Origin of the sequence: Pseudooceanicola spongiae (assembly GCF_014899185.1) — a bacterium.
Classification (GTDB): domain Bacteria; phylum Pseudomonadota; class Alphaproteobacteria; order Rhodobacterales; family Rhodobacteraceae; genus Pseudooceanicola; species Pseudooceanicola spongiae.
In genome coordinates this window covers 3,815,688-3,827,793 of the sequence record NZ_CP045201.1, presented here as the reverse complement: position 1 = coordinate 3,827,793, position 12,106 = coordinate 3,815,688, and the positions used below count along the sequence as shown (strand labels likewise).

Below are 12,106 nucleotides of genomic sequence, written 5' to 3'. Positions count from 1 at the left end.
GTCAGCCGTCCTGATCGGTATCGGAGCGCGGCGACATGGCACGGGTGACCTGCGCCCTCTGGGTCTGCGAGATGACGCGGCTGAGGGCGGCGATATCGGTGCGCAGCTCAGCCATGGTTTCATGCCGTCCGGCGCTGATTTCCTCAAGAATGCGCAGCAATTGCACATCCATGGAGCGCAGGCGCATGCGGCTTTCGGCGTCGATGCCCTCGGGCGTTTCGCCCAGCTTGACCAGCAGCGCATCCTGACCATCGGCAATGCGGCTCAGCGCTTCGGCAATCGGGCTGGTGACGGCGTTCTGCGCCGCCATGCGGTCGGTCAGGCGTTCGATGGTGTCGGCAAGGGCGGAGAGCTTGTAGTCAACCTCGGAGCGGGAGGCATCGGAGCGGGCGAACATCTGCTGCATGCCCTCCATCTGCTCGCCGATGTTGTCCAGCACGCCGACGAGGATGGACTGATCCGCCGCGCCGTCGCCCTCGGCCAGACCGAGGCGAGTGATGGTGGAGAGCCATTCCTCAAGCTCGCGGTAGAAACGGTTCTGGCCGTGACCCGCGAAAAGCTCCAGCAGGCCGACGATCAGCGAGCCGGTGAGGCCGAGCAGCGAGGACGCAAAGGCGACGCCCATGCCGTCGAGCTGGCCCTGAAGCCCGGCCATCAGGCGGGTGAAGACGGCGATGCCGTCCTCGCCGTCCTGCGGGGCGAGGCTGCGGATGGTTTCAACCAGCGCCGGGACCGTGGTGGCGAGGCCGTAGAAGGTGCCGAGCAACCCGAGGAAGATCAGCAACGAGGTGATATAGCGCGTGATCTCGCGCGCCTCGTCGATCCGGGTGACGACGGATTCAAGGATCGAGGTGGCGGAGGTCGAGGAGATCTGCATCCGCTTGTTGCGCGCGCCCAGCAGCGTTGCCAGCGGCGTCAGCAGGCGCGGCGCCCGTTCGATTGTCTCGAGGTTGCCCGAGGTGAAGCGTTCGATCCAGCGCACGGAGGAGATCAGCTGCACCACCTGCCAGAAGCAGGCAAGCACGCCCAGAACGAAGACAAAGGCGATGAAGCCGTTCAGATAGGGGTTCGGGATGAACACCGGCAGCACGCTGGGCGCGGCGAAAAACGCCCCGACACCGCTCAGCCCGATGACGATCAGCATCAGGATGATCTGGCGGATGGGCTGCGAAAACTGAGGCGCGACCTTGCGGTCCGTATGGTCCATTCGGACGTGTCCCGGATGTGGTTCCTGTTGCGTAGGTTGTATGGCGTTTGCCCTTGCAAGAAAAGGATTTATCCCAAGATTTCAGTGACGCGGGCGGCCAGCCATGTCAAATCTGCATCGCTCAGGCCAAGGTCGTCCAGATGGCGGGCAGTGTTCCACAGATACTCGGCATTCGGCCCCATGCCGCCATGGGCGTGGGCGATGATCCGGGCCTGCGCCTCCAGCGGCATGCCTCCGCAGTATTGCACATGCGCGGCGTCGATCACGTAGGTGACGGCCTCGACGGTGCGGCCATCGCTCAGCTCAACCGGCAGGCGTTTTTCGATATAGGCGGAGGAGACCAGCTCTCGTTCGCGCAGATAGCTCAGGACGGTGTCTTCCTCCCCGGAGGCGACCTGCAGCGCGAGGCCGGTGCAGGCGGCGCCGGGCTGGGCGTCCAGCGCGAGGACCAGACCGGGGTGTTCGACCGAGCCGCGATGGTGGATCGAGGACATGCAGAACGACCGCGCATAGCCCGAGAGATGCGCCACCACCTCAGCGGCAGGCGTGAACCCCGGTTTCCACAAAAGCGATCCGTAGCCGAAAACCCACATTGGCATCACTGGTCCTTCTCTTTCGGGGCCGTATAAACAACAAGGGGCACAGCGCGAAAAGGGGGCAGCTGCATGAAACGTCTGGTGATCGTCATTTTGGCCGCAGCCGCCCTGTGGTCCGGCTATTGGTTCATCGCCGCGCATACCGAAAAGCGCGCGTTGACGCAGTGGTTCGCCGCGCGCCGGGCCGAGGGCTGGCAGGCCGATTACGCGGGGTTCACCGTGCAGGGCTATCCCAACCGGCTGGATGCGATCTGGACCGATATGGCGCTGGCCGATCCGGCGACCGGCGTGGCGCTGGATCTGCCGAAGTTCGCCCTGATGGCGCTGTCCTATCAGCCCAACCACGTCATTGCCGTGGCCCCGAAAACCATGCTGCTGCGCACCCCGCAGGACAGCTATCCGATCAGCAACGACGATCTGCGGGCCTCGCTGCGGCTGCACGCGGGGCCAAGCCTGCAGCTGGATCGCGCACAACTGTCGGCCGACAAGCTGGTCCTCGCCGGGCCGCAGCCCGCGTCGCTGGATCATCTGAGCCTCGCCGTGTCGCAACATGAAGATGACGAGCGCACCTATCGGCTGGGCCTGCTGGCAAGCGGGCTGACACCGCCAGAGGTCCTGCGCAATCGTGTCACCTCAGGCATGGCCCTGCCGGACCAGATGCAGGAGGCCCGTCTGGATGCGACGGTAACCTTCGACAAGCCCTGGGATATTTCCGCGATCAATCGCGCGCGCCCGCAGCCCCGGCATATCACCGTGGCGCTGGCGCGGGCCGAGTGGGGCGCGCTGGCGCTGCAGATTGCGGCGGATCTGGCTGTGGACGAAGCCGGGCAGGCCACCGGCGACGTCAGCCTGCAGGCGCGCAACTGGCGTCAGATGGTGCAGGCCGCTGTCGCCGCCGGGGCGCTGGATGCGTCGGTCGCCAGCATCGCGGAAACCACGCTGGGGCTGATGGCACGGATGGGCGGCAACTCCGAGACTCTGGATGTCACGCTGAGCCTGCGGGACGGGCGCGTCTACCTCGGCCCGATCTCGCTTGGGCCAGCGCCGGTGTTCCGGCTGCGCTGATCAGCGGCAGTAGCCGACACCGCCGCGCCGGGGCGCCGTGTCAAAGTGGAAGTGATTGCGGTGCTGGGCGTCGGATTCGGGGCCCAGCGTAGTGCCGAAGATCCGGCAGCCCGCCGCATGAGAGGCTTTCAACATGCGCCCCTTCTTGCCCTTGCCCCAGTCGTTCAGCACGCTGAGACTGGTGCCATCCTTCAAGCGGATTGCAGCGATATCAATGGCATGGCCCTTGCCGTGTTCGGAAATCCGCGCGCCCTTGACGTGGTTGCGGGTGCGGCAGGCATAGCTGCCCGCGATCTGCAGCGTGCTGACTCCGCCACCGTAATTGCCCACGGCGGGGCGCAGGCCCTTGTCGATCCAGGTGCGCACGGCGGTGGCGGTGTTGCAATCGATCAGCGCGCTGGTCGACAGTTTGATGCCGCTGATCGACTGGACGCGCACGGCGCTGTCGATGCCACAGGCCGAAAGGCTGGCCTCGACCGGGCCGACGAAGACACCCTGAATCGCCGGATCGCCACAGATCTGGCCTTTGACGGGCGTGACTTTCTGGGCCGGCGCATTCGCACGGGGGGCGGGCGCAGTCTGCTGCACACCGGCGAGCTTGCGGACATCGATCGGGCGGGCTTTGGGACGTTTGGAGAGCTGGATGCCGTCCGGTCCGGGCTCCAGTTCGCGTGTCACACCCATCGTCTCGGCCTGCTTGGGATCACGCGGCGCGGTTGCGATCTGGCCCAATGCCGCCTCAGGGCGCGCCAGGGGGCGGACTTTCGGCGCAGGAGTGGAGGCTTTGGGGGCTTGCACGGCGGCAGACTTTGCTTCGGCGAGGGGCGGCGCAGGGGCCGTGATGGCGCGGGGCGAAGCGAGGGGACGCAGCGACCGCTCGGGGGCCTGCGCCGCCGCCGCGAGGGGCAGCAGGCAGGCGAGCCCGACCAGAAAAAGCTTCACTTCCGCCCTGCCGCGCGACCGAAGTTGGGCGCATCGGTATCCTGGCCCGCGTCGATGATGCCACGCCGGATGGCGCGGGTGCGGGTGAAGTAATCAAACAGCAGATCGCCGTCGCCGGTGCGGATCGCGCGCTGCAGGGCAAACAGCTCCTCGGTGAAGCGGCCAAGGATCTCCAGCGTGGCTTCCTTGTTGGTCATGAAGACGTCGCGCCACATCGTCGGATCGCTGGCGGCAATCCGGGTGAAATCGCGGAAACCGGCGGCAGAGTACTTGATGACTTCGCTGTCCGTCACGCGGCGCAGATCGTCGGCCACGCCGACCATCGTATAGGCGATCAGGTGCGGGGTGTGCGAGGTGACGGCGAGGACGAGGTCGTGATGCTCGGCGTCCATTTCCTCGACATTGGCTCCCAGAGCCTCCCAGAAGGCGCGCAGCTCGGCGACCTTGGCGGGATCGCTGCCCTCGACCGGGACCAGCAGGCACCAGCGGTTGTCGAAAAGCTCTGCAAAGCCCGACTCGGGGCCGGAATGTTCGGTGCCCGCAAGCGGGTGTGCGGGGATGAAATGCGCGCCTTCGGGGATATGCGGCTGCACGGCCTCGATCACGGCCTTCTTGACCGACCCGACATCCGAGATGACAGCGCCGGGCTTCAAGAACGGGCGGATCTCTTCGGCGACGGCGCCCATGGCCCCGACGGGCACGCAGAGGATCACCAGATCGGCGTCAGCCACGGCGTCGGCGGCGGTATCACAGACCACGTCGCACAGGCCGATGCGGCGGGCGGTGTCGCGGGTGGCGGCAGAGCGCGCATAGCCCGACACCTGCCCCACAAGACCGCCGCGCTTGGCAGACCAGAAGATCGACGAGGCGATGAGGCCCAGCCCGATCAGAGCGACTTTATTGTAGATCACGCCTCGGCTCCGGCCTTGAACTGGCCGATCGCATGGGCCACCCGGCGGCAGGAGGATTCATCCCCCACCGTGATGCGCAGGCAATGCGGCAGCTTGTAGCTGGCGACGAGGCGCACAATCAGGCCCCGGCGCTTGAGGAAGGTATCGCAGGCCTCGGCCTCCTCCGGACTGGCGAAACGGGCCAGAATGAAGTTGGCGCAGGAGGTGTCGGAGGGCACGCCATGTTCGGCCAGCGCCTCGGCCAGCCAGGCGCGCATACGGGTGTTTTCGGTGCGGCTGCGATTGACGTGGGCCTGATCCTTGACCGCCGCCTCGGCCGCCGCGAGCTGGGCGTTGGACAGGTTGAAGGGGCCGCGAATGCGGTTCAGCACGTCGATGATCGCCTTGGGGCCGTAGCCCCAGCCAATGCGCAACCCGCCCAGACCGTAAGCCTTGGAGAAGGTGCGCGTCATGACGATGTTCTCGCGCTGCTCCAGCAGGGCCAGCCCGCCGTCGAAGCCTTCGACATATTCCGCATAGGCCCCGTCGAGCACCAGAATGGCCTGCGCCGGCAGACCATCGGCCAGACGCGCAACCTCGTTCCCGCCGATCATCGTGCCGGTGGGGTTGTTGGGGTTGGCGATGAAGACCAGCTTGGTGTTTTCCGTGCAGCCGGCCAGCAGAGCGTCGACGTCGGTGACACGCTCACGCTCACGCACCTCGACCGGGGTGGCCCCGGCGGCGAGGGCGGCAATGCGGTACATGCCAAAGCCGTGCTCGGTGAACAGCACTTCATCGCCCGGCCCGGCATAGGCCTGGCAGAGGAAGTGGATGATTTCGTCCGACCCGACGCCACAGATGACGCGGGCGGCATCAAGGCCATGCTGGGCGGCAATCGCCTCGCGCAGGGACGTATGATCGGTATTGGGGTAACGATGCAATTCATAGGAGGCACGACGGAAGGCGTCGATCGCCGCCTCACCAGCGCCATAAGGGTTTTCATTGGACGAAAGTTTGACGACGTCGGTGACGCCTTCCACTTTCGACTGGCCACCCTGATAGAGGGCGATTTCGAGGATCCCCGGCTGGGGCGTAATCGTCTGTGTCATTGTCTCGCACCTTGCAACGGCCCAACTTCTAGCCGCGAAACCGCGCTATTGAAAGATGAAGTCTGTGCCAGCGACGAAAAGCCTGCCCCGGGGCCGCGGCCTGACCGGGGGCTATCGCATAGTGGGCTGGGGGAACGGGGGACGATCAGCCTTCGGATTTGATATATTTCCGATATATATCAATATGATAAATAAATACGGTGCATGTAAGACAGCGCCCTGCCCTACGGCGCCGCCCCGCCGAAAGGCAATGAGGGGGCTGGCATTTATGCCTCAGAAGCGACGCTCGAAACGGGCCTGAAGTCCTTGGGTTTTGTCAGAGCTTTCCTTTTGCACTCCGGCTGCCATCTGCCGCGTCCTTAACAGCGGTGCCCCACCGTCATTCCACCCTCTGCGTCCGAGCCACCCCTATCGCCCGCCAGAGACTGTCCATCCCCAGCGCGCCCAAACGGTCCCGGTTCACCGTGGGACCCACGGGTCTTGGCGGCGCTTCAGACGGCTGATTGCGCGAAAATCGCACCGTTCAGATACCGTTCGGATACCGACGCAATACCGACATCGAAATCTGCCGCAAAACAGCCTCTCCCGTCCTCCACACCCAGCGCTCGCACAACGAAAAAGGGCCGCACCACTGGTGCGACCCTTTCTGAATTTTGGCTCTGAACTGGATCAGTTCTGAGCGTAGAATTCGATGACCAGATGCGGTTCCATCTGAACCGGATAGGGAACGTCGCTCAGACCCGGGGTCCGCACGAAGGTCGCGGTCAGCTTGGAGTGGTCGGCATCGATGTAGTCGGGCACATCGCGCTCGGACAGCTGGGTAGCTTCCAGGATGACGGCGATTTGCTTAGACTTTTCACGGACTTCGACGACATCACCTTCCTTGACGCGGTAGGAGGGGATGTTGACGCGCTGGCCGTTCACGGTGACGTGGCCGTGGTTCACGAACTGGCGCGCAGCAAAGACGGTTGCGACGAACTTGGCGCGGTAGACAACCGCGTCCAGGCGGCGTTCCAGCAGACCAATCAGGTTCTCGCCGGTGTCGCCCTTGACCCGCTCAGCTTCCGCGAAGATGCGACGGAATTGCTTTTCGGTCATGTCGCCGTAGTAGCCTTTCAGCTTCTGCTTGGCGCGCAGCTGCAGACCGAAGTCCGAAACCTTGCCCTTGCGGCGCTGACCGTGCTGGCCGGGGCCATACTCACGACGGTTGACCGGGGACTTCGGACGACCCCAGATGTTCTCGCCCATGCGGCGATCGATTTTGTACTTGGCAGACGTGCGTTTGGTCACGGCTGATATCCTTTCTCGATTGCGTCCCCGACGTCAGCGAAACCGGCCCTGCACCTTGTAACCCCTTGTAAAAGCGGCTCTTCGGGTCGAAACCAGCCTCGGCAAAGCCTTGGACTGAAAGGGCGTTGTCCTCTTGGTACCAATTTCAGACCGGGTTGCCCGTCGCTGATTTCGGCCCATGACAGGCATCCCCTCGCGGGGGCCACCAACACCAATGGAGCCGCGCTTATATACGCGGTCCGCACAGAGTCAATCACGCAGCCGCAGAAAACCCCAATATAAAAAGGGCGCATCGCCCCCAAGGATCAGAAGTCGACCTTGAGGCGGACGGAGCCGATGACATGCCCCTCCTTCTGCCCCTCGAACTCCGGTCCCATCCATGTCAGCCCGTAAAAGCCACCGACGCGGCGCGTCTGGAAATGCACGCCTGTGCGCACCCGTGCCCGCGTATCGCGGGGCCGTCTCAGGTAGATCGAGTCCTGAACATAGGCGTAATCGGCACCGAGCACGAAAGCGACCCCCGGATGCGGCGCTGTCACCACGCGGTAGCGCTGGCCCGTCACCCGGTCACGCACCAGCAGCTCAGCCATCCCGACAGAGCCGATGGTGATATCGGCACCGGCGCGCAGCAGCGTCTCATCCCCCCAGCGCCCGGCCACAAAGGGGCGCAGCGTGGCAGCACCAAGCCCATAGCTGCGGCCGTTTTCAAATGCCAGCGTTGGGTGCACGCCATCCGGCACCGCCCCCGCCTTGGTTCTTGCCGAGGTCGTTGAGGCCCCCAACCAGTCATGCACCTTGTCCTGCAACCAGGGCAGCCCGGTCATTGGCCCGGTCAGCACCAGATCCGTGCCGAGTGTCGTCTCCATCCCCTGCCAGTCGAAATGACTGTGCAGCCCAAAGGACAGCGACGTCGCATAGGGACGATCATCACGGGCTGGCCGTCTGAGGTTTTCCGGGGCCATGATCTCGCCCGCGATCCGCAGCTCCAGTAAGCTGGCGAAATCCTGTGGCAGCGCCCCTGTCCAGGGATCGCCCCAGACCCGGCTGGAGCTTATCGACCCGCTATGCCAGCGGTCCCTGCCATCGCCCAGAAGGTCATTGCTGACATGTCGTCCATAGCCAAGAAAGTCCCGTGCCAGCGCCGCATCGGGTACGGCCAGCAGGCCAGCGAACCATGCGGCTGCGATCAGGATCAAACGGCCTTTCATGTGATCTCATCCCCCTCTTGCCGCACCAGTGGCAGGCCATTCATCGTATAGTTCGAATATGAGAGAATGGTTACACGCGGACTTCAAATTCCGGCCAGAGCGACAGCGCGTCATGTCCAATTTCCCCAGTTTTGTTGCGAAATTGGTTCAGATTGCACAGGTGACCTACAGGCACATGCAAAAAGGCCACCGCGAAATTGCAGTGGCCTTTCAGATCAGGAAAACGAGGAAGCTCAGGAAAACTGCCTCGGGTCGCGATGTCGTGAGATCAGACGCGCACGCTGCCGCCGCGTGGGCCTGCAACCAGCCACAGGATAAACCCGATGACGGGCAGGATCAGGATCAACAGCACCCACAGCAACTTGCTGCCGGTCGAGGCGCCGGAGGTCACGGTCTGATAGATTGCGTAGATGTCGGCGATAAGGACGATCAGTCCCAGAAGTCCATATTCCATTGGTCCGGCTCCAGTTGCTTGCGTCTTGTGCGTTCGGAAATCAAACGCCAGAAGGGCCGCTTTTGTTCCGAGCGAACCGCCGGATCAGTGATGCAGTGCCATCCAGACCGTCGTCTTCACCATAGCGCCGGCTTCGCGCAGGCGCGCCCGCATCAGCAAGCCGCGTGGAATATCGTCGTCAGGGGCGCTGGCGCTTTCGGCATCGAGGCCGAACCAGGCGGCGATCCGGCGGGCCCGGTAGGCGTGAAAGCCGTCGGTCACGATCAGCACCTGGCCCTTCCAAAGCTCGGGGTATTGCGCCAGAGCGTTGCCGATATTGGAGATGGTGTCCTTCGAGCGGATCTCGACACCGATCGCTTCACCCGGCACGCCCGCCTCGATCAGCATGGCGCGCATCACCTGCGATTCAGCGGGGGGATGATTGCCAACGCCGCCACAGCAGATCAGCCGGCTGACAACGCCCGCCTGCCACAGAGAAAGGGCATGGCGCACCCGCCGTTCCAGCGCAGGCGAAGGCATGCCACCGGGCCAGACCGCCGCCCCGAGGATCAGCGCAACCGGCAGGGGCGCCGCCTCGCTGAGCGGTGCCTGCTCAGGTGCATCTTCGCTCTGTTCCGCCCGGCTCACCGTTTTTTACGCCTTTGAACATTGCCGCCGTGCTGGCCACCGCGCCCCGCGGTCGAGCGACCGCGTGATTTGGTCGAGGCCTCGGCCGCCGCATCAATGGCAGACTGCCGCGCCATCGGATCATCCGCAATGGCCAGTTCGACCGCCTCCAGCCGCTTGACCTCATCGCGCAGCCGCGCGGCTTCCTCGAACTCCAGGTTCTCGGCCGCCTTCCGCATCTGCAGCCGCAACCCGTCGAGATGCGCCTGAAGGTTCGCCCCCACCATCGGCTTGTCGACCTTGGCGGTGACACGGCTCATGTCGACATCGCCCTTGTAGAGGCCCTGCAGGATGTCCTCGACGTTCTTCTTGATCGTCGTCGGGGTGATGCCGTGCTCTTCGTTGTAGGCGACCTGCTTTTCACGGCGACGGTCGGTTTCGGCCAGAGCGCGCTCCATGCTGCCGGTGATCCGGTCGGCGTACATGATGACCCGGCCTTCGGAGTTACGCGCCGCCCGGCCAATCGTCTGGATCAGCGAGGTTTCCGAGCGCAGGAAGCCCTCCTTGTCCGCATCCAGGATCGCCACCAGCCCGCATTCGGGAATATCGAGGCCCTCACGCAACAGGTTGATCCCGATCAGCACATCGAACACCCCGAGACGCAGATCGCGCAGGATCTCGATCCGCTCGATCGTGTCGATGTCGGAGTGCATGTAGCGGACCTTGATGCCCTGCTCGTGCATGTATTCGGTCAGATCTTCGGCCATGCGCTTGGTCAGCGTGGTGACCAGAGTACGAAAGCCGTTCGCCGTCACTTTGTGGATCTCGTCCAGCAGATCGTCGACCTGCATCTCGACCGGGCGAATCTCGATCTGCGGATCGATCAGGCCGGTGGGGCGAATGACCTGTTCGGTGAAGACACCGCCGGTCTGCTCCATCTCCCATTTGCCGGGCGTGGCGCTGACATAGACCGACTGCGGGCGCATCGCGTCCCATTCCTCGAACTTCAGGGGGCGGTTGTCCATGCAAGAGGGCAGACGGAAGCCGTGTTCCGCCAGCGTCATCTTGCGCCGGAAGTCGCCCTTATACATGCCGCCGATCTGCGGCACGCTGACGTGGGATTCATCGGCGAAAACAATGGCATTGTCGGGGATGAACTCGAAGAGCGTGGGCGGTGGCTCGCCCGGGGCGCGGCCCGTGAGGTAGCGCGAGTAGTTCTCGATCCCGTTGCAGACGCCGGTCGCCTCCAGCATCTCAAGATCAAAGGTGGTGCGCTGTTCCAGCCGCTGTGCCTCCAGCAGCTTGCCGTCACCGACCAGCTGGTCGAGGCGCTGTTTCAGCTCTTTCTTGATGCCGATGATCGCCTGCTGCATCGTCGGTTTCGGCGTCACGTAGTGGCTGTTGGCGTAGACACGGATCTGCTTGTAGGTGTTGGTCTTTTCGCCGGTCAGCGCGTCGAATTCGGTGATGCTCTCCAGCTCCTCGCCGAAGAAGCTCAGCCGCCAGGCGCGATCTTCAAGGTGAGCCGGGAAAATCTCCAAGCTGTCGCCGCGCACCCGGAAGCTGCCGCGCTGGAAGGCCTGATCGTTGCGCTTGTACTGCTGCGCCACCAGATCGGCCATGACCTGGCGCTGGTTGTATTCGCCGCCGACCTTCAGATCCTGCGTCATCGCGCCGTAAGTCTCGACCGAGCCGATACCGTAGATGCACGACACCGAGGCGACGATGATCACGTCATCGCGTTCCAGCAGCGCCCGCGTGGCCGAGTGGCGCATGCGGTCGATCTGGTCGTTGATCTGGCTTTCCTTCTCGATATAGGTGTCCGAGCGCGCGACGTAGGCTTCGGGCTGGTAGTAGTCGTAGAAGCTGACGAAGTATTCGACCGCATTGTCGGGAAAGAAATTCTTGAACTCACCATAAAGCTGCGCTGCCAGCGTCTTGTTGGGCGCAAGGATGATCGCCGGGCGCTGCGTCTTCTCGATGATCTTGGCCATGGTGAAGGTCTTGCCGGTGCCAGTGGCCCCCAGCAGCACCTGATCCCGCTCGCCCTCCAGCACACCTTGGGTGAGTTCGGTGATCGCTTTGGGCTGGTCACCGGCGGCAGTGAATTCCGTCTGCATGACCAGCTGCTTGCCACCCTCAAGCTTTTCGCGCGTCCTCACGTCGGGCGCGGGGGCGGTCATCATCGGCATGGACTTGTCGCTGTGGGCGTAGGGCATGGGCACTCCGTTCGGTCTGGCTATAGAATTGGCCCCTTTTCGCGGCTTCGCAACCCCGCGCAGATGCACATCCTGTCAGCGGGTGGCAGCATAATGGCCCCCTGCCCGCTTTCAGAGGGACATCGCCCCGCCCTGTGACGCCTCTGGCGCTTGCAGTACGTTAAGAAATTCCCGATAAGGAGGCGTCATCAAGGAGCCATCCCATGCTGCGTGCACGAATCTACCGCCCCACCAAGACCGCCATGCAATCGGGCACGGCCAAAACCCGGTCCTGGCTGCTGGAGTATTTTCCCAACTCCGCGCGTGAGGTTGACCCCCTGATGGGCTGGACCTCTTCTGCCGATACGCAGACTCAGGTGCGCCTGCGTTTTGACACCAAGGAAGCTGCACTGGACTACGCCGCCGAACATGGCATCGAAGCCGTGGTGACCGAGCCTCAGGTGCGCAAGGCCAACATCCGCGCCGGCGGCTATGGCGAAAACTTCGCCACGAAGCGTCGCGGCGCCTGGACGCACTGAGT

General features: G+C 63.9%; 12 protein-coding genes. 2 read left to right on the top strand and 10 right to left on the bottom strand.

All coding sequences use genetic code 11. The annotated features are described in order from the left end of the window. Position 1 precedes the first annotated feature (1 nt). Together F3W81_RS18020 and F3W81_RS18015 are read right to left on the bottom strand one after the other, a co-directional pair. On the bottom strand, positions 2-1,207 hold the full coding sequence (locus tag F3W81_RS18020) for a biopolymer transporter ExbB (protein ID WP_193080748.1): 1,206 nt from the start codon (positions 1,205-1,207) through the stop codon (positions 2-4). A gap of 68 nt (positions 1,208-1,275) precedes the next feature. Continuing rightward, positions 1,276-1,806 carry a gamma-glutamylcyclotransferase gene (locus F3W81_RS18015; protein WP_193080746.1) on the bottom strand — a complete coding sequence of 177 codons (531 nt, stop codon included), beginning with the start codon at positions 1,804-1,806 and terminating at the stop codon, positions 1,276-1,278. A 66-nt stretch (positions 1,807-1,872) separates the two neighbouring features. Here F3W81_RS18015 and F3W81_RS18010 point away from each other — a divergent pair, with 66 nt between their 5' ends. Continuing rightward, entirely contained in the window at positions 1,873-2,868 is a 996-nt protein-coding gene (locus F3W81_RS18010) for a DUF2125 domain-containing protein (protein ID WP_193080744.1), read from the top strand. On the opposite strand, the gene F3W81_RS18005 is transcribed toward F3W81_RS18010, so the two are convergent. From F3W81_RS18005 to uvrB, 8 genes are all read right to left on the bottom strand, one after another. Next, a complete protein-coding gene (locus F3W81_RS18005; protein ID WP_193080742.1) occupies positions 2,869-3,810 on the bottom strand; it encodes an extensin-like domain-containing protein in 942 nt (313 codons plus the stop codon). Next, complete coding sequence (locus F3W81_RS18000; RefSeq protein ID WP_193080740.1) at positions 3,807-4,721, bottom strand: prephenate/arogenate dehydrogenase family protein; 915 nt, start codon at positions 4,719-4,721, stop codon at positions 3,807-3,809. The genes F3W81_RS18005 and F3W81_RS18000 overlap by 4 nt, the downstream gene beginning before the upstream one ends. Then, entirely contained in the window at positions 4,718-5,809 is a 1,092-nt protein-coding gene (gene hisC, locus F3W81_RS17995; protein ID WP_193080738.1) for a histidinol-phosphate transaminase, read from the bottom strand. Before hisC ends, F3W81_RS18000 begins: the two co-directional genes overlap by 4 nt. A gap of 669 nt (positions 5,810-6,478) precedes the next feature. Continuing rightward, on the bottom strand, positions 6,479-7,099 hold the full coding sequence (gene rpsD / locus F3W81_RS17990; protein WP_193080736.1) for a 30S ribosomal protein S4: 621 nt from the start codon (positions 7,097-7,099) through the stop codon (positions 6,479-6,481). A 305-nt stretch (positions 7,100-7,404) separates the two neighbouring features. After that, positions 7,405-8,307 (bottom strand): lipid A-modifier LpxR family protein, encoded by a 903-nt coding sequence (locus F3W81_RS17985; RefSeq protein WP_193080734.1) that lies wholly within the window; start codon positions 8,305-8,307, stop codon positions 7,405-7,407. A gap of 268 nt (positions 8,308-8,575) precedes the next feature. Next, the gene (locus tag F3W81_RS17980; protein WP_193080732.1) at positions 8,576-8,761 is read right to left on the bottom strand and encodes a PLDc N-terminal domain-containing protein; all 186 of its coding nucleotides are present in this window, start codon (positions 8,759-8,761) and stop codon (positions 8,576-8,578) included. An 84-nt stretch (positions 8,762-8,845) separates the two neighbouring features. After that, positions 8,846-9,388 (bottom strand): YdcF family protein, encoded by a 543-nt coding sequence (locus tag F3W81_RS17975; protein WP_226941739.1) that lies wholly within the window; start codon positions 9,386-9,388, stop codon positions 8,846-8,848. Continuing rightward, entirely contained in the window at positions 9,385-11,586 is a 2,202-nt protein-coding gene (gene uvrB, locus F3W81_RS17970) for an excinuclease ABC subunit UvrB (protein WP_193080730.1), read from the bottom strand. Before uvrB ends, F3W81_RS17975 begins: the two co-directional genes overlap by 4 nt. A 206-nt stretch (positions 11,587-11,792) precedes the next feature. On the opposite strand from uvrB, the gene F3W81_RS17965 reads away from it, so the two are divergent. Continuing rightward, the gene (locus F3W81_RS17965) at positions 11,793-12,104 is read left to right on the top strand and encodes an ETC complex I subunit (RefSeq protein WP_193084016.1); all 312 of its coding nucleotides are present in this window, start codon (positions 11,793-11,795) and stop codon (positions 12,102-12,104) included. Positions 12,105-12,106 lie beyond the last annotated feature (2 nt).